This window comes from Chromohalobacter canadensis (assembly GCF_034479555.1).
GTDB classification, from domain to species: Bacteria; Pseudomonadota; Gammaproteobacteria; order Pseudomonadales; family Halomonadaceae; genus Chromohalobacter; species Chromohalobacter canadensis.
The window spans coordinates 790,925-815,514 of record NZ_CP140151.1; the positions used below are offsets into that span (position 1 = coordinate 790,925).

Consider the following 24,590-nt stretch of genomic DNA (forward strand, 5'->3'; position numbering starts at 1 on the left):
GAGCCATCGCCGCGTGACGCGCCCCGTTGATAGCGACGTCAAGGAGCCCTGCATGTACAAACTCGCGTTTTTCGTTCCCGTGGACGACGCCGAAAGCGTCAAGGAAGCGGTTTTCGCTACCGGCGCCGGGCGCATCGGTGACTACGAAGCCTGCTGTTTCCAGACGCCCGGACAGGGCCAATTTCGCCCGCTCGACGGCGCCGACCCGCATATCGGCCAGGTCGGTGCGCTCAGCCATGTCGAAGAGTTGAAGGTCGAACTGGTCTGCGAGGACGACTACTTGGAAGCCGCCGTAGCGGCACTCAAACTGGCCCACCCGTACGAGGAACCGGCATATGAGGCGTGGCATCTGGCAGACGTTTAGGCGCTACCCAGGTAACGTTCGCGGTCTTCGGCGGTGATGTCGCTCACGTGAAGCGGATAGTCACCGCCCCGGCGATCGTCGAAATAGTGGCGCAAGGTGCGTTCGATGGTAGGGAAGGCCAACTCGTGCCAGGGAATCTCGGCCTCCTCGAACAGTGCCACCTCGAGACTCTCGGGACCGGACGCATAGTCGCCGCGCAGCGCGCCACGGAAGATCATGTAGACCTGGTCGATATGCGGCAGGTTGATGAGCGTATAAAGGTTCTCGAGGTCGACGTCGGCGCAGGCTTCCTCGCGTGTCTCGCGCATAGCGGCCTCGGACGTGGTCTCGCCGTTCTCCATGAAGCCGGCTGGCAGCGTCCAGTAGCCCTTGCGAGGCGCGATCGCTCGGCGGCACAGCAAGATGCGTTCGCCCGCTACCGGTAAGGTACCGGCCACGATTCGAGGATTCTGATAATGGATGGTGCCGCAGGCATCGCAGAGAAAGCGTCCGCGGTCGTCGCCCTCGGGAATCGCAAAACGCACGGTTTGGCCACAATGGCTACAGAAATTCATGGTCGTCCTCGGGCGAGCGGTACGGCGCCCCATTAGGTGAAAAGCAACATGTTAGAGACACTGCGTGAACGCCTGCAAGCGCATCACCCGCGCTATTTGAACGCCGATCTGCCGAGAGCCGCAGTGCTGCTCGCGATCGTCGAGCGCCGCGAGCCTACGCTCGTGCTGACGCGCCGTGCCGGCCACCTCGCGCAACACGGTGGACAAGTCGCGTTTCCCGGCGGTAAGGCTGAGCTCGAAGATGCCGACCTGTGGGCCACGGCCTTGAGAGAAGCCCATGAGGAAATCGCCCTACCGCCTTCTCATGTCACGTGTCTCGGCCGGTTGAGCGATGTCATCTCGCGCCACGGCATCTGCGTGACGCCGTTCGTCGGCCTGATCCCTCCCGACCTTCCCCTTAGGCCGGACCATAATGAGCTGGATACCATCTTCGAGGTGCCGCTGACGTGGTTCCTCGAGGATCGCCGCAGCCACACGGATGTCATCCGTCACGGTGAGCACACGTATTATGTGCCCAGCTATGCCTACGCCGATCATGTAATATGGGGGCTGTCGGCGATGATGCTGGTCGAACTACTGGCGGTGGGTTTCGCGCGCCCCATCAGTCTCGACCGTGCGCCCCTCGGTAGCCCGTTGCGTCATCTGCCCGCACCACCCCCGCCACGGTCTTGAAAACTGCACCGGAGCCTATTCGCATGTCGCGACATGACCCCGCCGACTACCTCGACAAGGCCGCGTTACCCCGGCTGCTGGATGCGCTGGTCACGCAGGGCTGGTTCGTCGGCGAACGCTTCATCGATACCGCGCTATGCCACAGCTTGCAGGCAGAATTGCAGACGCTGAAGACACAATCACAGCTCGACGAAGCCGGCATCGGCCGCGGCCAGGCGCACCGTATCAAACGCGATGTTCGTGGCGATGCCATTCATTGGCTGGATCGCGAAAGCCGAGCCCAGCGCCAATACCTGGCAGTAATGACATTCTTGCAGCAGGCCATCAATCGCGCGCTCTACCTGGGGCTTTTCGAGTTCGAGGCGCACTTTGCCTTGTACCCGCCCGGCGCCTTTTACAAGAAGCATCTCGACAGCTTTCGCGGCCGCAGCAACCGTATCGTCTCGACCGTGCTGTACCTCAATCCCGCGTGGACGGCCTCGCACGGCGGCGAGATGGCGTTGTTCGACCCCGATGACCCCGACCGTGAAATTGCGCGCATACGCCCCGAGCTCGGGACCTTCGTGTGTTTTCTCGCCGACCGCCTCCCCCACGAGGTGCTGCCGACCCAGGCTCCACGCACCAGCATCGCCGGCTGGTTCCGCCGCAACGCATCGCTGGGCGGCACCGTCGATCCGGCCCGCTGAAGACGCCGCATCACCACGCTTCGTCGAGCACGCCAGGATTGGCCTCGATCGCGGCCAACTGCGCCCGCCCGATGGGCAGCCACTGACGCAGTACGAAGTCCGCGCTGGCCAACTTGGCGCGATAGAAGGCCTCGTCATCACCGGTTACCAACGCCGTCTGCGCTATCAGTGCCGCGCGTCCCATCTGCCAGGCGCACAGCACATGACCCGTCAACGCCAATAACGGCGTCGCCAGCGCTTGGAGGGCATCGGAATCGTCGCCCCGCGCCAGTACGATTGCCACCGCCCGGCGTAGATCCACCACACCCTGATGAAGCGACACCCCTAAGTCAGCGAGTTGAGCTTCGGCGGTGAGCGCATCGGCGCAAGCAGCGACCTCGTCAAGCACACCACTCAAGACGGCCCCGCCGTCGCGGTAGATCTTCCGGCCAGCGAGGTCGAGCGCTTGTATGCCGTTGGTACCTTCGTAGATCGGCGCGATGCGCGCATCGCGTAGATACTGCGCGGCACCAGTCTCTTCGATGTATCCCATACCACCATGTACCTGAATGCCCAACGAGGTGATGTCTACCGCTTGGTCGGTGGAGAAGGCCTTGACCACCGGTGTGTAGAGATCGGCCCGCTGTTGGGCGCGTTGGCGTTCGTCCTCTGTGGACGCATGCCGGGCATGGTCCATCTCGCTGGCTGAGAGCAAAGCCAAGGCGCGCAGGCTTTCCAGGCGCGCGCGCATCGATAGCAACATACGACGCACGTCGTAATGCTCGCTGAGCACGGCGGGTCGGCCGCCACGCGCCTCGGGCGTGCGACCTTGTACACGCTCTGCGGCATACGCACGTGCTTGCTGATAAGCCCGCTCTGCCACACCGATGCCTTGAATGCCAACCTTGTGGCGCGCCGCGTTCATCATCGTGAACATGTGTTGAAGTCCGCGGCCAGGCTCGCCGACCAAATAACCGATGGCGCCCTCATGCTCGCCGAAGCTGAGGACGCAGGTCGGCGAACCATGGATGCCCAGCTTATGCTCCAGCGAGACGCAACTAACGTCATTACGCTTCCCTAGACGGCCCTGTTCATCGACCAGGAATTTGGGTACCAGAAACAGCGATATACCGCGATTGCCTTCGGCGGCATCCGGCAGACGGGCGAGGACCAGGTGGATGATATTGTCGGCGCAGTCATGCTCACCCCAGGTGATAAAGATCTTTTGCCCGCTTAGACGATAGTGCGCGTCCTCCGGCACCGCCCGAGTACGCACCATCGACAAGTCCGAACCAGCCTGTGGCTCGGTGAGGTTCATGGTGCCCGTCCATTCGCCACTGATCAGCTTCTCCAGGTAACGCGACTTGAGTTCCTCGCTACCATGCTGAGCCAGTGCTTCGACGGCCCCCGCCGTCAACAGCGGGCACAGTGCCAGCGCCATGTTGGCGGAATGCCACATTTCTTGCACCGCGCTGGCGACGACCTCCGGCAGGCCTTGCCCGCCATGAGCGGGATCGCTACCGATGCCGTTCCACCCGCCCTCGGCGAAGGCGCGATAAGCCTCGGCGAAGCCCGTCGGCGTATGTACTTCGCCATTCTCAAGACGGCATCCTTGTTCATCGCCACGGCGATTGAGCGGCGCCCATACCTCGCCCGCCAGGCGCGAAGCCTCCTCGATGATGGCAGTGACCAGTTCCTCGGAAAGCTCTTGATACTCAGGCAGGCGGAGCGAACGGTGCTCGAGCAATTCTTCGAGGACGAAACGAAGATCACGTAACGGCGCAGCATAGGAAGACATGACTCACCTTCATCATTCAGACGTCTATCATTCAAACGTATGTGTTAATTGGACTGCATGGCGTGATCATAGAGGCGCCGGGCGCGACGGGCCATTAGCCGAACGGTGCAGGAGCCGCAAGACCATGCCCGTTCAGGCCATCCATTAGCAGCCAGGCGTTGGGGTCCGCTTGCAATTTTTCCTTGCATGACCAACGCTTAAAGGCATTGATTGTAAATACTGAGACCGATATCGGCATGCAGACGCCACTACCGTCGGCCCTTGCTTTTTCCAATATCGCACTGTTTCTCGATTTCGATGGCACATTGGTGCCCATTGCATCGCATCCGGATGCCGTTACGCTGCCACACCGCCAGCGCCGTTTGCTGAGCAAACTGCAGACCCAGCTCAAGGGCGCCCTAGCCGTCATCAGTGGCCGTCGCCTGGCCGACCTGGAGCGCCTGACGGCGCCCCTGCCGCTAACTCTCGTAGGATGCCATGGCGCACAGAGGCGCGATAGCGATGGCACCCGACACGCCGAGCGGCTCGAGTCCGAAGCCACGGCGTATCTAGGCGCCGTCCTGGCCGAATTCTCACAACAACATCCCGGCACCGTCTTCGAGGACAAAACGTACGCCTTCGCTCTCCACTACCGTCAGGCGCCGCAGCACGAGCGGGCCTGTCGCGACACGATGACACGCCTTTGGCAGGCCTACCGCGACACCTACCAACTTACCGAGGGCAAGTGCCTGCTGGAGCTTCGTCATCATACTTGCCACAAGGGACGCGCCGTGCAGCGACTGCTCGACACGCCACCCTTTCGGCGGCGCATCCCGCTGTTCATTGGCGACGACCGTACGGACGAGGACGCCTTCCCCGTCGTCAATGCACACGGCGGCTTCTCCGTGCGCGTCGGTGAAGCCGCGCAGAGTCAAGCCACATATCGCCTGGATAGCATCGAGGAGGTTTTGTCATGGTTGGAACGTCAGACAAGGAGCATGTCACCCTAACGCAGGACCCGACACTCGAACTGGGGCTGGTCGGCAACTGTCAGGTCAGCGCGCTGATCGATGACCAGTCCCGAATCGTCTGGTTCTGTTTTCCGCGCCTGGATAGCGCCCCGGTATTTTCCCGCTTGGTGGATACGCAGGATCGCGGTTATTTCGCCATCGATGTCGAAAACCGTGTCGCCAGCCATCAATACTATGTCCGTAACACCGCCATTCTGTGCACGGAGATCGAGGATGCCGAGGGCGGAAAGGTCCGCATCACCGATTTCTGTCCTCGCTTCTTGCAGTTCGGGCGAGAATTTCATCCCACCGGGCTGTGTCGGCGCGTAGAGCGCATCGCCGGCACTCCGGTCATCCGCACACGTCTGCGTCCGGTGCAGGGCTACGACGGTACGTCGCCCGATACGACTCACGGTAGCCACCACATCCGCTATCTGTGCCAAGACGGGGTGGTGCGCCTAACTACCGATGCCTCGATCACCCACTTGCTGCAGGAATCTGCCCACGCCCTGGATCGCCCGTTGCATTTCATCATCGGGCCCGACGAGAGCCTGACCACCACCCCCGCGCGGCTCTACAACCACTATTGGGAAGAGACGCGCCGCTATTGGCACGACTGGGTCAGCCGGCTGGCCGTGCCCTTCGAATGGCAGGACGCCGTGATTCGCGCCGCCATCACGCTGAAACTCAGCACCTTCGACGATACTGGGGCCGTGGTCGCGGCCATGACCACCTCGATTCCCGAAGCTGCGAACACCCAGCGCAATTGGGATTACCGCTATTGCTGGCTGCGCGATTCATATTTCGTGGTGCATGCACTCAACCGGCTCGGCGCGACAGGGACGATGGAAAATTTCCTGCACTACATCATCGACCTCGTCGTCGGCACCCATCGCCATCAGTTACAGCCGCTTTATGGCATTGGCGGCGAGACAGTGCTGGACGAGCACAGCCTCGAGACGCTCGCCGGATATCACGGTATGGGGCCGGTACGTGTTGGCAACGCGGCCTATCTGCAGAATCAGCATGATGTCTACGGCGCCGTCGTCCTGGCTGCCAACCAAGTCTTCTTCGATCAGCGCCTCGAGGAGGTCGGCAACGAGACCCTGTTCCGTCGCCTCGAGCCCTTGGGCCACTTGGCCGCTGAATGTTACGACCAACCCGATGCCAGTATCTGGGAATATCGCGGCCGCGCACGCGTACATACCTACTCGGCCATCATGTGCTGGGCGGCCTGCGATCGGCTGGCCAAGATCGCCGCGCAACTCGATCTGGACAGCGCCGCACGGCACTGGCGCGACACCGCAGACACCATGCACCGCACCATCTGCACCGAGTCCTGGAACGAGACGCAAGACTTCTTCGCCGAGAGCTTCGGCGGCGAGGGCCTGGATGCCAGCCTGTTGCTCATCAACGAGCTGGGCTTTTTGCCCGCCGACGACCCGCGCTTCGTCGCCACCGTCAAGGCCATTGGCGGACATCTGCGGCGTGGCGATCACCTCTTTCGCTACGTCGCTGACGACGATTTCGGGGCGCCCGAAAATGCCTTCAACATCTGCACTTTCTGGTATATCGACGCGCTCTGGGCGATCGGCGATCACACCGAAGCCAGGCGCCTGTTCGAGGGGCTTCTGGCATGTCGCAACAAGGTGGGGCTACTCTCCGAGGACCTCGACCCCGACAGTCACCAGCTATGGGGCAACTTCCCGCAAACCTACAGCATGGTGGGGCTGATCAACTCGGCGCTGCACCTCAGCAAGAGCTGGGAGGAAGCGCTATGAAAGACCTTGTCGTGGTCTCCAACCGGGTGTCGATCCCCGAGGCCGGACGCTCCCAGGCAGGGGGCTTGGCGATGGCGCTCAATAGCGCCCTCGCCCGCCATGGGGGCATGTGGTTCGGCTGGAATGGCGAGATTTGCCATGACACCTCACCACAGCCAACGCAGACACGCCGAAATGGCATTACCTACGCCACCTTGCCGCTGAACGCGGAGCAGCACAATGACTATTATCTGGGGTTTTCCAACGAAGTGCTGTGGCCGATCTTCCACTTCAACCTGGGCGCCATGAAGTTCCACCGCCATCATGCCCAAGTCTACTACGCGACCAACCTGCATTTTGCCGAGAAACTCAGCGCGTTGCTCACCGGCGACGAGCTCATCTGGGTACACGACTATCACCTGATCCCCCTTGGTGAAGCCCTGCGGCGCCAGGGTAGCCACGCCCCGATGGGTTTCTTCCTGCATATTCCCTTTCCCAGCGCCGAGCTGTTGCGCTGTATTCCCGGACATCGCGACTTGTTGGCGAGCTTCTTCGCTTACGACTTGCTGGGATTCCAGACGCCCCAAGACCTCGAAACCTTCTGCCACGCCGCGATCCGCATCCTCGGGGCCAAGCGCAGCGACAATGTGCTGCGCTACGGCGACCGACGCCTGAAACTCGGCATCTACCCCGTGGGCATCGACGTCGACACGCTTCAACGCGAGGCACAGCATAGCGAAACCAAGCAAGCCGTCCGTCAACTACGCACCTCGTTGGGCGGCTGTGCGCTGATCGCCGGCGCCGACCGGCTCGACTATTCCAAGGGACTCGGCGAACGCATGCTTGCCTTCGAGCATCTACTCGACGACTACCCCCACTACCGGCGCCACGTCCTCTATACACAAGTCGCAAGCCCCTCTCGAAGCGCTATCACCGAATACGACGACCTGCGCCAACAGCTCGAATCCCAAGCCGGTCATATCAACGGCCTGCATTCCGATCTCGATTGGGTGCCTGTGCACTACATCAACAAGACGTATCCACGCACCGCCCTCATGGGGCTCTTTCGCGCCGCCCAAGTGGGCCTCGTCACACCGCTGCGCGATGGCATGAACCTCGTATGCAAGGAATTCGTCGCGGCACAGGACAGTCGGGATCCCGGCGCACTGGTGCTCAGCGAACTCGCCGGTGCCGCGCATGAGCTCGAAGGGGCCTTGCTGGTCAATCCCTACGATCCGCACGCTATCGCCGAAGCGCTCGATCAAGCACTGCAGATGCCACACGAGGAGCGTTGCCGGCGCCATGCCAGCATGCTGGCCAGCGTCCGCTGCAATGATCTGACGCGTTGGTGGCAGCGTTTCCTGGACGATCTCGGGTATGCCGTATCGAGTTGAAACGCGTCGCCTCGATTCCGCCTGACGGTTGAAAGCCGATACATAACCAAGTATTTTGATTGAACATTCAATCAATAAAAATACGGTTTCATTCCATCGGTAGCCACGTGACGCGCACCTCCAACGGAACGTGACACATAACGACGCCGGTCGCGTCTCCCGCGAACATCTTGGCAGCGGCCAGGGATCCGCTGCCAAGGAGCTCGCATGGAGAATCGTGTTCACGACGGCGGCGCATGGCCAAATCGCATTTTCATGACTCGGCCATAGTAAAAGAACGCGCCTCTCGTCTCGCTACCGCCGTGCTTACACAACTAGAGGATTGCTCATGCACCCACAACACACCGACGACGTCAGTCGCGACCGCCTCAATCCGGTGGTCTTCTACGGTTCGGTGATCGGCATCGTGGTCTTCGCACTCTGGACGATGTTTTTCACCGACTCGGCCAGCGGCATCATCAACGCCATACTGAGCTGGATTTCCAACACCTTCGGTTGGTATTACTTCATCGCCGTGGTTGCCTACTTGGTGTTCGTGATCGCCATTGGCCTATCACGCTTTGGCAAGATCAAGTTGGGGCCCGAGCATTCCAAACCCGACTTCAACATGGCCTCCTGGGCGGCGATGCTATTCTCGGCGGGTATCGGCATCGACCTGCTGTTTTTCTGTATCGCCGAACCGGTAACGCAGTTCCTGGCACCTCCCGAAGGTGAAGGCAACACGATAGAAGCCGCACGCCACGCCATGCAGCTGACGTTCCTGCACTGGGGGCTTTCCGGCTGGGGCATCTACACCTTGGTGGGCATGTCACTGGCGTTCTTCAGCTATCGGCATAATCTACCGCTGACCATCCGCAGTGCGCTCTACCCCATCTTCGGCAAGAAAATCCATGGTCCCATTGGGCATACGGTGGATATCGCTGCGGTGCTGGGCACGGTCTTCGGTATCGCCACCAGCCTGGGAATCGGGGTCATCCAGCTCAACTTCGGCCTCAACTATATGTTCTCGATCCCCGAGAACACTCTGGTGCAGGCGGCGCTGGTAATCATGATCGTGTTCTTCGCCACGGTGTCCGCCGTCACCGGGGTGGAAAAAGGCATTCGTCGCTTGTCCGAGTTCAACATGCTGTTGGCGCTATTGCTGCTGCTGTTCGTACTCTTCAGCGGAAAGACCTTATTCCTGCTCAACGTGCTGGTGCTCAACGTCGGTGACTACTTCTCCGACTTCATCAGCCTGTCGATGAACACCTACGCCTTCGATCCGCCCTCCGCCTGGCTCAACGGCTGGACCTTGTTTTTCTGGGCCTGGTGGATTGCCTGGGGACCTTTCGTTGGGCTTTTCCTGGCACGTATCTCGCGCGGCCGCACGATCCGTGAATTCGTGGCCGGCACGCTCATTCTGCCGTTGGTCTTCATGATGGCGTGGATGTCGATCATGGGGAACAGCGCCATCGATATGGTCATGAACGGGGCCACGGATTTCGGCGATGCGGCGATGAACACGCCGGCTTCGTCCATCTATCTGTTTCTCGAGTCCTTGCCACTGACCGGGATTACCACGCTGGTCACGACCGTTCTGGCCATCGTTTTCTTCGTCACGTCGGGCGACTCCGGGGCATTGGTGCTGTCCAACTTCACCTCCAAGCTCAAGGACGTGAACAGCGATGCACCGATCTGGATGCGCATCCTGTGGGCTTGCGTGATTGGCCTGCTGACACTGGCGCTACTCATGGCCGGTGGCTTGTCGGCACTACAGAGCGTGGTGGTCATCACCGGCCTGCCCTTCTCCATTGTGCTGTTCTTCATGATGGCGGGCTTGCTCAAGGCGCTGCGCGTGGAAGGTCTCAAAGAGGACAGCCACCGCACCAGCCTCGCTGGGCACCTTTCCAGCCGCACCGGTGGCGGCGAGCGCGCGCCGCGCGGTTGGCGCCAGCGTCTCAGCCGGGCGATGAGTTTCCCGGGCGACAAGCAGGCGCGACGTTTCCTCGATGATGTGGCCAAACCGGCCATGCAGGAAGTCAGTCAGGCCATCGGCCAGGAAGGCGTCAAGGTCGAGGTCGACGAGCAGGAAGGCGACGAGCCGCACCTGGCGCTCAATGTCAGCCTCGGCGACGAACAGAACTTCACCTATCAGGTCTGGCCGCGCCGCTTCGCTACCCCCTCGTTCGCGCTTCGCGCCCAGCAAACCAATGCGTATTACTATCGCCTAGAGGTCTATCTGCTCGAAGGCAGCCAGGGCTACGATTTGATGGGATACAACAAGGAACAGGTGATCGAAGACATTCTCGATCAGTACGAACGTCATCTTCACTTCCTGCACATGAACCGGCAAGCGCCGGGGACCGTGACTATGCCGGACAGCCCTGAGCAACCACCGGAATGATCTAGCCAACTACCACGCCGAGCCATTAGGGGCGCATCGCCAGATGCGCCCCTTTTTATTGCGACGATCCTATTGGTGATGATTCAGTGCCAACGCTCATGGGCACGCAACCCTGTCCCCCCCCAGACAAAAAGGAGCGCCCTACGAGGCGCTCCTTGCGTTAGCGCCCTCGGCGGCGGGCGCTCTGGCAAGCGGCATATCAAGATGCCACTTTCTCTTCGACCGGCATGGCAGAGGCGCCCGGTTTGATGACGGCATACGTCACCCCGGCGATCACCGCGCCCACCGCGATGGACAAGAGATACAGCAGCGCCAGATTGACTGCGTGGGGAATCAGCAACACGAAGAGCCCACCGTGCGGTGCCATCAACTGAATACCGAAATACATCGACAAGGCCCCGGTCACGGCTCCGCCAATGATGCATACGGGCAACACACGCAACGGGTCCTTGGCGGCGAAGGGAATCGCGCCTTCGGTAATGAAGCAAAGCCCCAACACGAAAGCCGCCTTGCCCCCCTCGCGCTCGGTCGTATCGAATTTGCGTTTGGCCAGCATGCTGGCGATCCCCATTGCCAGCGGCGGCACCATCCCTGCCGCCATGATGGCCGCCATCGGCGCATAGGTCTCGCTCGATAGCAGTCCCACACCGAAGGTATATGCCGCCTTGTTGACCGGCCCGCCCATATCGACGCACATCATCCCGCCGAGCAGCAGGCCCAGCAGCACGGCATTGGTCGAGCCCATGCTGTCGAGGAACGAGGTCAAGGCATTGAGCAAGCCCGCCACCGGCGTGCCGATGATGTAGATCATCACCAACCCGGTGAACAGACTCGCCAGCAAGGGAATGATCAAAATCGGTTTGAGAGATTCCACACTCGCCGGCAGCTTGAGATACCGGGTAATCGCCTTGGCGGCGTACCCAGCAAGAAAACCAGCCAGGATGCCGCCGATGAACCCGGCGCCGATATTGCTGGCCAGCATCCCGCCGATCATGCCGGGCGCGATCCCCGGCCGGTCGGCGATGGAATAGGCGATATACCCAGCGAGGACCGGTACCATCAAGGCGAAGGCGGCATCACCACCGATCTGCATCAGGGCAGCGGCCAGTGTGCCCTCTTCCTTGAAGGCCTCGATACCGAACACGAACGACAAGGCGATGCACAAGCCACCGGCAACCACCATAGGCAACATGAACGAAACCCCGGTGAGCAGGTGCTTATAGACCCCTTTGTCCTTGACGCTTTTGCCCTTGCCCGCGGTTTTATCACCGGCCCCGGCAGCACTGCCCTGGCTCTCCACGGCGGCTTCATCGAGGGCTTCCTGCACGGTCTGCCTAGCCTTCTTGAGCGCATTGCCGGTCGATGTGCGATAGATGCGCTTGCCCGCGAAGCGCTCGTCGTCGACTTCGATATCGCAAGCCAACAGCACCACATCGGCGTCGGCGATCTCCGCCTCGGTCAACTGATTCTGAGCGCCCACCGAACCCTGGGTCTCGACCCGGATATGATGTCCCAGGCCGCGCCCGGCCTCTTCCAACGCCTCGGCCGCCATGAAGGTATGTGCGACCCCCGTTGGGCACGCCGTCACCGCGACGATACGTTGGCTTTGATCATCATCGCCCCCAGCGGTGCTCGTAGGCGCTGCCTGTGGCGCTACTGTGTCACCGCCAGCGAAGAGTTCGGCCTCGCGCTCGGCCCGTGAGAGGAATGCATCCGGGTCGGGCAACGCCTCGGCGATGGGCGCCTGGAACAAACGCTTATCCGCGAAACGCGACGCCTCCGGCACATGGTCGGCGGCCACGATAACCAGTTCGGCATCGCGCACGTCCGCCTCGGACACCGGCTGCGGCGGTTCGAGCTCGCCATGCATTTCCACCGTGACCTGCCAACCACGACGCTGGGCGGCCTGCTCAAGGCGTCGAGCGGCCAGAAACGTCGTCGCCACACCACTCGGGCAGGCCGTAATCAGGATCGCTTTCATGAATCCTCCCTCGCGTTATCGTCGAGCCGACGCACGCGCGTGCATTGTTGGAGTTGGTCAAGGTCCGGGGCATGCGTATCACCCACCCCGACATGGCGCACCGCCTCGGCAGACAAACCGCTCGCCAGGCGCAACGCGTCCTCGGCAGGCAAGCCCGCCAACTGTCCGTGGAGCATCGCCGCCAGCAACGTATCGCCTGCGCATACCGTACTTGCGACCTCGACGCGCGGCGGCGTGGCCTGCCACCTCCCGGCGGGGCCGACCCATAGCATGCCTTCGTCGCCCAGCGACACCAGGGCGTGCTCGATGCCTGACGCATGCAAGCGTGTGGCGGCGGCCAGTCGCGACGCAGCGTCTTCCAAGGGCTCGCCGGCCCACTCGGCCAATTCCGTCTCGTTGGGTTTGACGGCGCTGGGCGTGGCCGCGATCGCGGCGTTCAACGCCGTACCGCTGGTATCCACCCAAACCGGTACGTCATGCCCGCGCAGCCAGCCGATCAAGGCGGCCAAGTCGTCGGGCGTTACGCCTGGCGGCAAACTACCGGCGATCACCACCGCGTCGGGGCGTGTCGCGGCGTCCGCCACTCGTACCTCGAGCGCGGCATAAAGCGCCGTCAGATCATCACGCGCAACCTCAAGACCGGGGCCATTGATATCGGTGACCCGGCCCTCGGTTTCGGCTAGCTTGGCGTTAATGCGCGTGTCGCCGGCCAGACGTAGGAAAGCATCCTTCAACCCCCAATCGGCGAAGGCGCGCACGAAAGCGCCATCGTTGTCGCCGCCCAGAAAGCCGGTCACCGCCACCTCGTGTCCCAGCGCGACCAGCACCCGGGCGACGTTGACGCCCTTGCCCGCCGCCTCGAGATGAGTGGCATCGGTGCGATTGACCGCCCCCAGGACGAGCGAGGGCAAACGAATCGCCAGATCCAGGGCAGGATTGAGAGTCAATGTCAGCACGCGCGCCATCAGAGTGCCTCCAACGCTTCGCGTACGGCATCGCTGGTCGACTGGCTCAGGGCCAGCTCGGCGTGCTGGCGTGCTATCTCGAGGGTCAGCTCGCGCAGCCGTGCCTTGACCATCGGTACCTGCCGCGCCGAGACCGATAACTCATCGACGCCCAGCCCCACCAACACGGGTACCGCCTGGGCGTCGCTGGCCAGTTCGCCGCACACGCCGACCCATTTGCCCTGAGCATGGGCGGCTTCAACGGTCATGCGGATCAGCGCCAGCACGGCGGGATGCAGGCCATCGGCCTGGGCCGAGAGCTCTGCGTGACCGCGGTCGATGGCCAGGGTGTACTGGGTCAGGTCATTGGTGCCGATGGAGAAGAAATCTACCTCGGCGGCCAGGCTCGGTGCCAGCAGCGCGCACGAGGGAATCTCGATCATCACGCCCAGTTGCACGTCGCTAGCCTGAACCTCGGCCTGCACGCGGTCGAAGATCTCGCGGGCGGCGCGAAACTCGGCGATGTCCTTGACCATCGGGAACATGATTCGCAACGGGCGGTCGCCCGCCGCAGTCAGCAGGGCACGCAGCTGCGTCTCGAGCACCTCGGGACGCGTCAGCGCCAGACGAATGCCACGCAAGCCGAGGAACGGATTGTCTTCTTGGGGCAACGGCCAGTACGGCAGCGGCTTGTCGCCGCCGACATCCAGCGTACGAGCGACCAACGGGCGACCATCGAGGGCGTCAATCGCCTGGCGATATTCGGCGATCTGGGTGTCCAGATCCGGTGCTTCGGGGTGCGCCATGAACACGAACTCGGTACGCAACAGCCCCACGCCCTCGGCGCCGCGCTCGACGGCATCCGCCGCGTGCGCGGTGTTTCCCAAGTTGGCGGCGACTTCGACACGATGCCCGTCCTGCGTGCGCGCTTCCTCATGGCGCGCGGCATAGGCCTCGCGCTCACGCATTTCGTGCTCTTTCAGGCGTAGCTCGGTGCGTGAGCGACGCTCGTCGGACGGTGCGGGAATCACGCGGCCTCGCTCGCCATCGACGATCACCTCAATGTCATTGGCCAGCGTCAGCACGCGTTCACCGCCACCTACCACGGCGGGAATACCCAGCGCCCGGGCGAGAATCGCGCTGTGCGAGGTCGCACCGCCGCGCGCAGTGACCAGACCGCGCACCTTAGCGGTATCCAGGCGCGCCACGTCCGAGGGGCCGACGTCATCAGTGATCAGAATGTAAGGCGTCTCCGGCGGCGTGGGCAGGCGCACACCGCACAGGATGCCCAGCACACGCCGGCCGACGTCACGCAGATCGGCGGCACGCTCGGCAAGCAGCCGATCGGCGAGGTTTTCCTGGGCGCGGGCGGCGGTATCGATGGCCGACCACCATGCCGCTTCGGCACTCGTTCCAGTACTCAACGACTCATGCGCCGCTTCGCGCAGCTCGGGGTCGTCGAGCATTTCCTCGTGCATCGAGAGGATCTCGGCGACCTCGCCGCCCTGAGCGGTCCGAACCAAGGCACGAAGCTGCTCGGCAGCTGCTCGGATCGCGGCATCGAGGCGCGCCAGTTGCGCGGCGCTGTCGCCGCGACGGGTGTCGTCGAGGCCATCGGCCCGCTCGGGGTACTCGAAGCGCGGCGTGCGCATCACGAAGGCCGGCGCGATGGCAAGCCCCGGCGATGCCGGCACGGCGGGATGCGCGACGTCGTCTTCCAAGGGCGCGGGGAGGCTCTCATCCTCATCGACAGGTGCCTCAAACGACGCCTCCTGAAGAGGTGTCACGTGCTCACCGAGGCCATCCCTGACGGCCGCGACAAGAGCTTCCAGTGCCTCGCTGGCGCCATCCCCTTCGGCGGAGAACACCAGCGTCTGGCCACGTCGCGCACCCAATCCGATGACCTTGGTCAGACTCGCCGCCGAGACCGCCTCAGCACTGCCCTCGAGCAGACGCACCTTGACCGGCATGGTTTGGCGTCGGGCAACCTGCACCAGTTGTTTGGCCGGCCGCGCATGCAGCCCGTGGGCATTGAGTACCGTCGCGCGCGCAGTCTCCGCTTCGGCGGACTCACCGGACAGCCGCGCCAGCAGTGTCGCGGCGTCGGCATCGGCGAGGCTCTCGCCGTCACCGGCATCCAGCAGGCTACCCAGGCGTTCGAGCAAACCGCGATGCGCATCACCTTGCGCCGCCAGACAGAACACCGCATTGACCGGCCCCTTGGGGCCCGAGAAGGCCTGTTCCGGCGTCGCCACGCCCAGCGTCGGCGTGATGACGCCCTGGGCACTGCTCACCAGCCATAATCCCTGGCCCAGCGCTACCGGCTCCAGCGTGTTGATCTCGGCCACGAAGCTGCTATCCACGCTGCCCACCTGGCGCAAGCGCGCCGCGGCGGCCAGCGCCAGCTCGAAGCGATCGCGCGCGGGGAACCCCAGGCACAGCGTATCGGCATCCAGACGCGCCTCGACCGGTGCTTTGGACAACAGCGTAATGATCTCTTCGCGGCTGTCGGCAGCCGCCAGACGCTCAGCTACGCCATCGCGATCGAGCACGTGCGTCAACTGGCGCAGAATATCGAGATGCTCGTCGCTCTGCGCGGCGATGGTCACCAGCAAGGTGACGCGTTGCCCATCATGCCATTCGATACCATCGGGAAATTGCAGCACCCGCACGCCGGTGGTCTTGACGTGTTCGCGACTCTCGGGAGTGCCGTGAGGAATGGTAATACCATTGCCCAGGTAGGTCGACGACTGCGCCTCGCGCTCGTGCAAGCCGTCACGGTAACCGGGCGCCACACGGCCGGCCTCGACCAAGGCCTCGCCAGCCTGATTCAAGGCATCGCGCCAATCATCGGCGTGCCGGTCGAGTAGAACGTCTTCGCTTGTCAGTGTCAGCATGGAGATCTCCAGAATGCCGCCGGAACGGAGCCGTCCGTTCCGCGGGTAAGGCCAACGATCACGCCCGACGTGGTTCCTGCATAGAGGAATAAGCACCGTTGAATCGGGACATGCCGACGATTGGATGCCAACCATCCGGCGGTTGCGGATGACGGGCTGAATCGTGTCAGCTATCTTGAAGGCAATGCTGAAACGTTCACCACGATTTATCAAGCCGCACGGGACTAGACCTTCGCAGGGGCGGACAAGCAAGACCGCGTGTCAGCCTCTAGAATAGGCGCTTTTGTATCGTCGGCTCATTCAAGGAAGACATCCATGACTCTCGCAGAAATCGCTCGACTGGCGGGCGTCTCGCGTACCACGGCCAGTTACGTGATCAACGGCCAGGCCGCCGAGCGGCGCATCCGCCCCGAGACGGTGGCGCACGTCATGGCCGTGGTTGCTAAGCATGACTACCGTATCGATGCCCAGGCGGCGGCGCTGCGTCGGGGCGCGAGCCGCACGCTGGGCTTCATCGTGCCGGACCTGGAAAACACCAGTTACGCCCGCCTGGCCAAGCGTCTGGAGAATGGCGCGCGCCGTCTGGGCTATCAGTTGCTGATCGCGGGCTCGGACGATGACCCAGACACCGAACGCGAGCTGGCGCGTGCCTTGCGCGCCCAGCGCTGCGATGCCCTTATCGTCGCCAGCAGCCTGGCCATGGATGACCCGTTCTATCCCGACCTAATGGCGAGTGGTCTGCCGATCATTGCGCTCGACCGCGCCCTAGACCCCGAACGCGTGGTCTGTGTAGTCAGCAACAACCATCAGGCTGCCGGCGCTCTGACGCGCTCGGTGCTCGACGCCGAGGTCGCTCGCATCGCTTGGCTGGATGCAGTGCCGGAGCTGTCGATCAGTGTGGAACGGCGGGCAGGCTTTCTGGAGACGGTTCGCGAGGCATCTCTCGACGACCCGATATTGCTCAGCGGTGCGCGCTACGATCGTGCTACCGGTGCGGCACTCATGAGGCGACTGATCGACGAACATGGCATTCCCGATGCTCTCGTCACTGCGTCCTATGTGCTGCTCGATGGCGTCTTCGATGTTCTGCTCGAACAAGGGGGGCTACCCGAAGAGCTGCGTCTGGCGACATTCGGTGACGACCGTCTGCTGGACTTCCTACCTTTGGCGGTCAACTCACTGCCCCAGCATCACGACCGCATCGCCGAGCTGGCCCTGACCCGTGCCATGCAGGCGGCATCCGGCGATTACCGTCCCGGCATCGATATCATCGAACGCTCGCTGCACGATCGCCGAGCTCTCAAACGGACACATGCACCGATTGGTTGACCTGCGGCATTGGCCCAAGCTCGCACAACTGTCCATGCTTTCTTCGGGATTGTCATTCATCCGACGAGGCACGTCATGAAAGAGCAAGAGCTACCACTGCAAGACCGTCGAGACGCCGGCCGGCGCCTCGCCCAGCGATTACAAGGCCATGTTGACGCTTCGGCTCTCGTACTGGGTCTCCCCCGTGGCGGGGTGCCGGTTGCTGCCGAGATCGCGCATGCTCTAGGCGCCACACTCGATGTGATGGTAGTCCGCAAGCTGGGGGTGCCCGGTCACGAGGAATTCGCCATGGGCGCCATCGCCAGCGGTGGCGTACAGGTACTCGACAAACCCCTTATCCAGCGGCTGGGCGTCGACGAACGGAGACTCGAATCGGTCATCGACCATGAGCGCCACGAACTCGAGCGTCGCGAACACGCGTTTCGCGGCGACCGAGCTTACCCCTCGCTCACCGGCCGGCAAGTGATACTGGTCGACGATGGCATAGCCACCGGTGCAACCATGCGCGCGGCGATTCACGCGGTGCGCCGCCTAGGCGCCGAGCACTGCACTCTGGCGGTGCCGGTGGCAGCTCCCGAGAGCCTCGAGGCCCTGCGCCCCGAGGTCGATCACGTCGTATGTCTGGCAGCGCCGGAACACTTTGCCTCGGTGGGTCAGTGGTACCGGCATTTCGACCAGACCAGCGACGCCGAGGTGAGCACCTGCTTGCGCCGTTCGAATGACACAGGCACGACATGAAACGTAAGCGCCTTTAAGACGCTTACGATAAGGCACGCGGTGTGGAGGAGTCTTCAACGCCGGAAGACGGTGCGTGCACAGCATGCAACCGTGCGATCAGGTGATCCTCGAGCGCGAAGCGCTCGGTAAGCGCCTTGCTCAGGCGCTCTAGCCAGGCCGGCAGACGCGTCACGTAGTGCTGGCAGCGCGTCGGCGTCGAATAGTCGTTGTCGAACTCCAGCACCATCTGCGTGGACATTTCCAGTCTTCCGAGCAGACGGTCGGCCAGAGCCAGGGCGTCTCGATCATCGAACGCCACTGCCTCGTCGCGCAGCTTCGGATAGACTTCGAAATGACCACCGCTGATGTAGTCCATCAGGGCTTCGCTGAAGGCATCGATACGTGCCTTGGAAACCGACTCCAGCTCCGCGTCGCAGGCCTCGCGCAGCTCCATCAGAGTCACCAGCATGTCATAGCGTTGTTGTAGCCAGCGGTCGATGAGCGTGTGCACCCCGCCCCAACGCTCAAGGGCCGTCTTGGTATCTTCCAGCATGATGAGTCTCTCCTGTCATGGCCGCACAGGCCACTTCCCTGACATTGAGGAAGGCGGCTCTCCTGCCGCCTTCCCGCCCCTCAACGGCGGCGAATCACGATACCGGCCAGCATCCCCAATGGAATCAGTAGCAGCACGGCGAACCCCACCAGCGTCCATTGCGGTATCGACATGCCCAACAGCAAGCCGTGTATCTCGGCGCACTCCCCCGAGCCTGAAAGCACTCGCGAGATTACGCTCCACAATGGCAGCACTTCCATCATGTAGTCCAGTCCTGGACCGCAACTGGGCACACTTTCCGAAGGCAGCGACTGCAACCACACATGGCGCGCGGCAACCGCCACACCTAGTGCCGCAGCCAGGGCGCCCAAGCCGGCATAGACGCCGCGCCCGACACGTCCTACAGGATTGTGCACCGCTCCCACGGCGAAGACGAGCGCCGCTAGCAAGACCGCAATGCGCTGCCCTATGCACAGCGGACAAGGCGTCAACCCATAGACATATTGCAATACCAAGGCCACGCCCATCATCAGCACGCACATCGCCAGGCCCAGCAAGCAGCCTCGACGCACGTTCATCGCGGCCAATCGGGTAATCATCGTCACGTCTCCTCAGGCAATCCGACTCGTTTCGTGTTGGGTCTTCGCTTCGCTCATGAAAAGGCCTGTGCCGCAGTTGCGGCACAGGCCTTGGACAACGTTTCGACTCACGCGACGCTGAGAGGTTTACCTGCACGCTCGAAATAATGCGCCAGGAAGGTCGCGAAATCCTCGTGATCGGCGCGTTCGATATCGCCTTGCTGCTGATGCGAGGTCTCGACGAGCTGCTCGAACAACGCCTCGCGCGCCCGATCCATAGGCGCTTCGCGTAACTCGGCCGCCTGTTGCTCGGCCAGGGCACGCGCTTGATCAAGATATTCGACGCCTTCGTTGACCAACTGGGCGTAAAGCTGGCCGGACGGCGTCAATTCGGGGTCGTCGAGGCGCGGCGCGAGCGCCGCGAGGGCGTCGCGATGCGGCGTGCCCTCTTCATTGGTGTCGAGCAGCTCGGCGACACCGTCGAGCTCAGCGAAGATGTCGTGGCTCCAGTCGCGCAAATAGCGCTGGCGATCGCCGACACTCAGCTTGAGCTCAGGATCACGGCCGCGCTCCACGACCAGGCGGCGGTTGTCGTCGAGGCGATCGCACTCCTCGTCGGGAATCCACGGGCTCTCGGAGAGCAGACACCACATCAGGAAGGTATCCAAAAAGCGCATCTGCGTCTCGTCGATACCCAGGGGCGTGAAAGGATCGAGATCCAGACAGCGCACCTCGATGTATTCGACACCACGCGCCTCTAGCGCCTGGGTGGGCGTCTCGTCGTGACGCGCCACTCGCTTGGGACGAATGTCGCTGTAATACTCGTTTTCGATCTGCAGGATATTGGCGTTGAGTTGGCGCCAGTCGCCGTCCACATTGACGCCGAAACGCTGATAGTCCGGCCATGGCGTGCTGATCGCATGGCGTAGCGTACCCACGTAGTTGGACAACGAGTTGAAGCAGATCTTGAGCTGCTCCTGCACCTTGTTCTGATAGCCAAGATCGGACATACGCAGGCTTGTGGCGTAACGTCCTGCCAATGTGTGCTCGCCCAGCGCTTCGAGATGATCGGGTGCCGGACCGGTCAGGAAGCTACGATCCAACGCCGGCGACGCTCCGAACAGGTACAGCAACAACCAGCTGTGACGCCGGAAGTTGCGGATCAGATCGAAATAGCGGCTGGAGCGATAGCCCTCCAGGCTCTCACCGTCGCGGCCTTCGAGCTCACGCAGCATCGGCCACAGGTTCTCGGGTAGCGAGACGTTGTAGTGAACACCGGCGATGGACTGCATGATGCGCCCGTAACGCACGTCGAGCCCCTTGCGGTAGACGTGCTTCATGGTGCCGACATTGGAGGTGCCGTAATCGGCAATGGTCACGCTGTCGTTGCCATCCAGGCGGCTCGGCATGCTTGCCGGCCAGATCAATTCATCGCCGAGCTGCCGATAGCTGTAGCGCAGTAGATCACCGAGAAACGCCAGGGCGTCGTCGGGGCGACAGTAGACCGGCGTAATGTACTCGAGCAATGCTTCCGAGTAATCGGTGGTGATATAGGGATGCGCGAGCTTGGAGCCCAGGGCATGGGGATGGGGCGTTTGGGCGATGCGCCCGGCGCCATCGACGCGCAAGCCTTCTTTCTCGATGCCGCGGCGCAAGCGGCCGAATCGCCCTTGGCGAGCCAGCCCGTGCATGCGCTGAATGGCGGTGGCGAGTGTTTCGGACAAGATAAATTCCCTCACGTCTGGGAAAAGCGCAGCTTTCCCTGGTGTCACCGGTGGATCGTGGCTCGCCGGCATCGCCGGACGATCTCATGTGTGCGGCTAACGGAAACATCGCCGAGGACAACCTCGGCGGATCGTCGGCCCCTGAGCGCGCCGCATTAAAAAACCATTATGGAGGCGGCCGGCCACCTTTCAAGGCAAATCGCGCGCACGAGGCGTTTCACGATTGGCGACGTGCCTTCGCCAATGCTTCACCGAGTGCCCCGAGACCTTCGCTCGCCGGTTGCGAATCACGCTTGCCGCCCCCGCCACGCTGCCCACGTGAGCGACGCGGTTCGTCGCCGCTCGAGGCATCACTCGGCGCATCGCCCATACGCATGGACAATCCGATCCGGGCGCGTTCGAGATCGACTTGCATGACCTTCACTTTGACGATGTCGCCGGCCTTGACCACCTGACGCGGATCCTCGACGAACTTCTCGGAGAGTGCCGAGATATGCACCAGGCCATCCTGATGAACGCCGATATCCACGAACGCCCCGAAGTGCGTGACGTTGGTCACACTGCCCTCGAGGATCATCCCTGGCTCGAGATCCTTGAGAGTTTCCACGCCTTCGCGGAACTCGGCGGCCTTGAACTCGGGGCGCGGGTCGCGACCGGGCTTGTCGAGCTCCTTGAGAATATCGCTGATGGTAGGCACACCGAAGGTATCATCGACGTAATCAGCCGGATTGAGCGACTTGAGAAAGCTGCTATCGCCGACCACGCCGGCTAGGTCACGCTCATGACGCTGGGCAATGCGATTGACCACCGTGTAAGCCTCGGGGTGCACGGCGCTGGCATCGAGCGGGTTGTCGCCGTCCGCGATACGCAAGAACCCCGCGCACTGTTCGAAGGTCTTGGGCCCTAGTCTGCTGACATCCAGCAACTCGCGACGCGACGTAAAGCGCCCCTTGGCGTCGCGCTGGGCAACGATGTTCTCGGCCAGCGTCGGATTGAGACCGGAAACACGTGACAGCAAGGCGCCGGACGCCGTGTTGAGCTCGACGCCCACGGCGTTGACGCAGTCCTCGATGACCGCCTCAAGACTGCGCGAGAGCTGGACCTGAGAAACGTCGTGCTGGTACTGGCCCACGCCGATGGACTTGGGCTCGATCTTGACCAGCTCGGCGAGCGGGTCCTGCAAGCGCCGGGCGATGGAGATCGCGCCGCGCACGGTGACATCGAGCTGCGGGAATTCGCGCGAAGCGAGCTCTGAAGCCGAATACACCGAGGCACCCGCCTCGCTGACCATGACCTTGGCAAGCGACCGCGACGTCCGCTTGACCACCTCGCCGGCGAGTTTGTCGGTCTCGCGGCTGGCGGTACCGTTGCCCACCGCGATCAGGGCCACGTCATGCTTGTCGACCAGCCCCGCCAGCGTGGCCAGGGACTGATCCCAGCGCTTCTGTGGCGCATGTGGGTAAATCACCGTATCTTCCAGATACTTGCCGGTCGCGTCGACGACCACGACCTTGCAGCCGGTACGCAGCCCCGGGTCGATAGCCAGAGTCGCCTTCGCCCCGGCGGGCGCTGCTAGCAACAGATCCTTGAGATTGGCGGCGAAAACCTCGATGGCCTCGCGCTCAGCGCGTTCGCGCAGGCGACTCATCAACTCGGTCTCTAGGTGGGTGTAAAGCTTGACACGCCAGGTCCAGCGCACCACTTCCTTGAGCCAACGCGAGGCCGGCTGCGTGGCGGTGAGTGCCACGCCGACGTGCTTGGCAATGGCGACTTCGGCAGGATGAATCTCGGCGTCTTCCTCGCCCGGTAGACGAATCGCCAACGCCAGCATGCCCTCGTTGCGGCCCCGGAACATGGCCAGCGCACGATGCGAAGGCGCCTTGGCGAACGATTCGTCGTGTTCGAAGTAATCGGAGAACTTCGCGCCTTCCTGCTCCTTGCCACTCATCACACGCGAGACAAGCTGCCCCTCACTCCACAGCCGCTCGCGCAGTTGCCCCACCAGGTCGGGGTCTTCGCTGAACTGTTCCATGAGGATCTGCTTGGCGCCATCCAATGCGGCCTTGGCGTCCTCGATGGCGGGCGTATCGCCTTCGGCGGCGCGAACATATTTTGCCGCTTCGGTCTCGGGGTCGAGATCGGGATCGGCCAAAAGGGCCTCCGCCAGCGGTTCGAGCCCTGCCTCTCGGGCGATCTGCGCTTTGGTGCGACGCTTCTTCTTATAGGGCAGGTACAGATCTTCGAGACGCTGCTTGGTATCGGCAGCCTGGATCAATGCCGCCAGAGCGTCGGTCAATTTGCCCTGTTCGTCGATGCTGGCAAGCACCGCGACACGGCGCTCCTCCAGCTCACGCAAATAGCGCAGACGCTCTTCCAGCGTGCGTAGTTGAATGTCATCCAGCCCGCCGGTGACTTCCTTACGGTAACGAGAGATGAAGGGCACGGTAGCGCCGTCGTCGAGCAGGGCCACAGCAGCACTGATCTGCTGGGAACGAACGGCGAGTTCTTCGGCGAGCCGAGAAACGATCTTGAGATTGGCGTCCATGATGTCCTTGACGTTCTCCGGGCCGGGCGCGAGACGCTCGGCAAAACCTCGGCCCGCGATAGCGCGGGCCGGCATGTCGAAAGCCGTTTGTCGAAAACGACCTGTCACAGAAGTGGCGACAAGGTATCACAACCGCCGGCGCGACGCAGATGGCGCTTCCTTATCCCGTCTCGTCGGGCACGAACCGCAGCGCCAGGCCATTGTTGCACCAGCGCAGGCCGGTCGGCTCGGGACCGTCCTCGAAGACGTGGCCCTGATGCCCGCCACAACGCGCGCAGTGGTACTCGGTACGTGGAATCAGCAACACGAAGTCCAGTTCTGTCAGCAGATGGCCTTCGATATGGTCGAAGAAGCTCGGCCAGCCAGTGCCGGAGTCATACTTGGTCCGCGAGGAGAAAAGCGGCAAGTCACAACCGGCACAGCGATATTCACCGGCGCGCGTCTCCTTGTCGAGCGGACTGCTACCTGCCGGCTCGGTATCGGCCTCACGCAGAATACGATAGCGCTCTTTGCTGAGTCGCTCGCGCCACTCGGCGTCATCGAGCGTGAGCACCTCGACATCCGCGCCCCGTTCCAGCGACAACTTGGGGCGTGCCAGGACGAAACCCGGCACTGCACCCAGGATTCCCGCGACACCCAACCAGCCCAAAAAACGACGGCGATGCATGACGTGTCCTCCTTGCGATACATAACGGGGAGAGCCGATGGCCGACTCTCCCCGTTAGAGGCGAATTCCACTGAAT

19 protein-coding genes are annotated in these 24,590 nt (G+C 62.6%); 9 read left to right on the plus strand and 10 right to left on the minus strand.

The window, feature by feature from the left end; translation table 11 throughout:
• Positions 1-52: 52 nt before the first annotated feature.
• A complete protein-coding gene (locus SR908_RS03820; RefSeq protein ID WP_097021872.1) occupies positions 53-364 on the plus strand; it encodes an NGG1p interacting factor NIF3 in 312 nt (103 codons plus the stop codon).
• On the opposite strand, the gene SR908_RS03825 is transcribed toward SR908_RS03820, so the two are convergent.
• On the minus strand, positions 361-918 hold the full coding sequence (locus SR908_RS03825) for an NUDIX hydrolase (protein ID WP_097021873.1): 558 nt from the start codon (positions 916-918) through the stop codon (positions 361-363). The two genes, SR908_RS03820 and SR908_RS03825, sit on opposite strands and share 4 nt — an antisense overlap.
• Positions 919-966: 48 nt before the next feature.
• On the opposite strand from SR908_RS03825, the gene SR908_RS03830 reads away from it, so the two are divergent.
• Together SR908_RS03830 and SR908_RS03835 are read left to right on the plus strand one after the other, a co-directional pair.
• On the plus strand, positions 967-1,590 hold the full coding sequence (locus SR908_RS03830; protein ID WP_246920212.1) for a CoA pyrophosphatase: 624 nt from the start codon (positions 967-969) through the stop codon (positions 1,588-1,590).
• A 23-nt stretch (positions 1,591-1,613) separates the two neighbouring features.
• Positions 1,614-2,276 (plus strand): 2OG-Fe(II) oxygenase, encoded by a 663-nt coding sequence (locus SR908_RS03835; RefSeq protein WP_246920210.1) that lies wholly within the window; start codon positions 1,614-1,616, stop codon positions 2,274-2,276.
• A 10-nt stretch (positions 2,277-2,286) separates the two neighbouring features.
• On the opposite strand, the gene SR908_RS03840 is transcribed toward SR908_RS03835, so the two are convergent.
• The gene (locus SR908_RS03840) at positions 2,287-4,053 is read right to left on the minus strand and encodes an acyl-CoA dehydrogenase (RefSeq protein ID WP_246920207.1); all 1,767 of its coding nucleotides are present in this window, start codon (positions 4,051-4,053) and stop codon (positions 2,287-2,289) included.
• Positions 4,054-4,289: 236 nt separating this feature from the next.
• Here SR908_RS03840 and otsB point away from each other — a divergent pair, with 236 nt between their 5' ends.
• The 4 genes from otsB to SR908_RS03860 all read left to right on the plus strand — a co-directional run bounded on the left by otsB (position 4,290) and on the right by SR908_RS03860 (position 10,579).
• Positions 4,290-5,042, plus strand: a complete 753-nt coding sequence (gene otsB, locus SR908_RS03845; RefSeq protein WP_246920204.1) for a trehalose-phosphatase — start codon at positions 4,290-4,292, stop codon at positions 5,040-5,042.
• Entirely contained in the window at positions 5,006-6,823 is a 1,818-nt protein-coding gene (locus SR908_RS03850) for a glycoside hydrolase family 15 protein (protein WP_246920195.1), read from the plus strand. Before otsB ends, SR908_RS03850 begins: the two co-directional genes overlap by 37 nt.
• Positions 6,820-8,196, plus strand: a complete 1,377-nt coding sequence (locus tag SR908_RS03855; protein ID WP_246920192.1) for an alpha,alpha-trehalose-phosphate synthase (UDP-forming) — start codon at positions 6,820-6,822, stop codon at positions 8,194-8,196. The genes SR908_RS03850 and SR908_RS03855 overlap by 4 nt, the downstream gene beginning before the upstream one ends.
• A gap of 328 nt (positions 8,197-8,524) precedes the next feature.
• Positions 8,525-10,579 carry a choline transporter gene (locus SR908_RS03860; protein ID WP_246920189.1) on the plus strand — a complete coding sequence of 685 codons (2,055 nt, stop codon included), beginning with the start codon at positions 8,525-8,527 and terminating at the stop codon, positions 10,577-10,579.
• 199 nt (positions 10,580-10,778) lie between these two features.
• On the opposite strand, the gene fruA is transcribed toward SR908_RS03860, so the two are convergent.
• From fruA to ptsP, 3 genes are read right to left on the minus strand one after another with little or no spacing between them, the layout of a single operon-like run.
• Positions 10,779-12,560, minus strand: coding sequence for a PTS fructose transporter subunit IIBC (gene fruA, locus SR908_RS03865; protein WP_246920187.1), 1,782 nt, complete (start codon positions 12,558-12,560; stop codon positions 10,779-10,781).
• A complete protein-coding gene (gene pfkB, locus SR908_RS03870; protein WP_246920185.1) occupies positions 12,557-13,525 on the minus strand; it encodes a 1-phosphofructokinase in 969 nt (322 codons plus the stop codon). The genes fruA and pfkB overlap by 4 nt, the downstream gene beginning before the upstream one ends.
• The gene (gene ptsP, locus SR908_RS03875) at positions 13,525-16,401 is read right to left on the minus strand and encodes a phosphoenolpyruvate--protein phosphotransferase (protein WP_246920182.1); all 2,877 of its coding nucleotides are present in this window, start codon (positions 16,399-16,401) and stop codon (positions 13,525-13,527) included. The genes pfkB and ptsP overlap by 1 nt, the downstream gene beginning before the upstream one ends.
• A gap of 315 nt (positions 16,402-16,716) precedes the next feature.
• Here ptsP and cra point away from each other — a divergent pair, with 315 nt between their 5' ends.
• On the plus strand, positions 16,717-17,730 hold the full coding sequence (cra, locus tag SR908_RS03880) for a catabolite repressor/activator (protein WP_075368065.1): 1,014 nt from the start codon (positions 16,717-16,719) through the stop codon (positions 17,728-17,730).
• 75 nt (positions 17,731-17,805) lie between these two features.
• Entirely contained in the window at positions 17,806-18,468 is a 663-nt protein-coding gene (locus tag SR908_RS03885) for a phosphoribosyltransferase (RefSeq protein WP_246920180.1), read from the plus strand.
• A 22-nt stretch (positions 18,469-18,490) separates the two neighbouring features.
• Here the strand turns inward: SR908_RS03885 and rsd are convergent, their stop codons facing one another.
• From rsd to msrB, 5 genes are all read right to left on the minus strand, one after another.
• On the minus strand, positions 18,491-19,000 hold the full coding sequence (rsd, locus tag SR908_RS03890; RefSeq protein WP_246920177.1) for a sigma D regulator: 510 nt from the start codon (positions 18,998-19,000) through the stop codon (positions 18,491-18,493).
• 80 nt (positions 19,001-19,080) lie between these two features.
• Positions 19,081-19,599: a disulfide bond formation protein B gene (locus tag SR908_RS03895; RefSeq protein WP_075368068.1), complete on the minus strand. Its 519-nt coding sequence runs from the start codon at positions 19,597-19,599 to the stop codon at positions 19,081-19,083.
• Between the two features lie 107 nt (positions 19,600-19,706).
• Positions 19,707-21,269, minus strand: coding sequence for a glutamate--cysteine ligase (gene gshA, locus SR908_RS03900; RefSeq protein ID WP_075368383.1), 1,563 nt, complete (start codon positions 21,267-21,269; stop codon positions 19,707-19,709).
• A 250-nt stretch (positions 21,270-21,519) separates the two neighbouring features.
• A complete protein-coding gene (locus SR908_RS03905) occupies positions 21,520-23,847 on the minus strand; it encodes a Tex family protein (protein WP_246920528.1) in 2,328 nt (775 codons plus the stop codon).
• A 160-nt stretch (positions 23,848-24,007) separates the two neighbouring features.
• A complete protein-coding gene (gene msrB, locus SR908_RS03910; protein WP_040242599.1) occupies positions 24,008-24,514 on the minus strand; it encodes a peptide-methionine (R)-S-oxide reductase MsrB in 507 nt (168 codons plus the stop codon).
• Positions 24,515-24,590: the final 76 nt, after the last annotated feature.

What these genes read in the sequence shown, in the direction of transcription:
- SR908_RS03855 (WP_246920192.1), top strand. Translation starts at nt 6,820, where the DNA reads ATGAAAGACCTTGTCGTGGTCTCCAACCGGGTGTCGATCCCCGAGGCC.
- cra (WP_075368065.1), top strand. Translation starts at nt 16,717, where the DNA reads ATGACTCTCGCAGAAATCGCTCGACTGGCGGGCGTCTCGCGTACCACG.
- SR908_RS03860 (WP_246920189.1), top strand. Translation starts at nt 8,525, where the DNA reads ATGCACCCACAACACACCGACGACGTCAGTCGCGACCGCCTCAATCCG.
- rsd (WP_246920177.1), bottom strand. Translation starts at nt 19,000, where the DNA reads ATGCTGGAAGATACCAAGACGGCCCTTGAGCGTTGGGGCGGGGTGCAC.
- msrB (WP_040242599.1), bottom strand. Translation starts at nt 24,514, where the DNA reads ATGCATCGCCGTCGTTTTTTGGGCTGGTTGGGTGTCGCGGGAATCCTG.
- otsB (WP_246920204.1), top strand. Translation starts at nt 4,290, where the DNA reads ATGCAGACGCCACTACCGTCGGCCCTTGCTTTTTCCAATATCGCACTG.
- SR908_RS03825 (WP_097021873.1), bottom strand. Translation starts at nt 918, where the DNA reads ATGAATTTCTGTAGCCATTGTGGCCAAACCGTGCGTTTTGCGATTCCC.
- SR908_RS03820 (WP_097021872.1), top strand. Translation starts at nt 53, where the DNA reads ATGTACAAACTCGCGTTTTTCGTTCCCGTGGACGACGCCGAAAGCGTC.
- pfkB (WP_246920185.1), bottom strand. Translation starts at nt 13,525, where the DNA reads ATGGCGCGCGTGCTGACATTGACTCTCAATCCTGCCCTGGATCTGGCG.
- SR908_RS03905 (WP_246920528.1), bottom strand. Translation starts at nt 23,847, where the DNA reads ATGGACGCCAATCTCAAGATCGTTTCTCGGCTCGCCGAAGAACTCGCC.
- SR908_RS03835 (WP_246920210.1), top strand. Translation starts at nt 1,614, where the DNA reads ATGTCGCGACATGACCCCGCCGACTACCTCGACAAGGCCGCGTTACCC.
- gshA (WP_075368383.1), bottom strand. Translation starts at nt 21,269, where the DNA reads ATGCACGGGCTGGCTCGCCAAGGGCGATTCGGCCGCTTGCGCCGCGGC.
- SR908_RS03885 (WP_246920180.1), top strand. Translation starts at nt 17,806, where the DNA reads ATGAAAGAGCAAGAGCTACCACTGCAAGACCGTCGAGACGCCGGCCGG.
- SR908_RS03840 (WP_246920207.1), bottom strand. Translation starts at nt 4,053, where the DNA reads ATGTCTTCCTATGCTGCGCCGTTACGTGATCTTCGTTTCGTCCTCGAA.
- ptsP (WP_246920182.1), bottom strand. Translation starts at nt 16,401, where the DNA reads ATGCTGACACTGACAAGCGAAGACGTTCTACTCGACCGGCACGCCGAT.
- SR908_RS03830 (WP_246920212.1), top strand. Translation starts at nt 967, where the DNA reads ATGTTAGAGACACTGCGTGAACGCCTGCAAGCGCATCACCCGCGCTAT.
- fruA (WP_246920187.1), bottom strand. Translation starts at nt 12,560, where the DNA reads ATGAAAGCGATCCTGATTACGGCCTGCCCGAGTGGTGTGGCGACGACG.
- SR908_RS03895 (WP_075368068.1), bottom strand. Translation starts at nt 19,599, where the DNA reads ATGATTACCCGATTGGCCGCGATGAACGTGCGTCGAGGCTGCTTGCTG.
- SR908_RS03850 (WP_246920195.1), top strand. Translation starts at nt 5,006, where the DNA reads ATGGTTGGAACGTCAGACAAGGAGCATGTCACCCTAACGCAGGACCCG.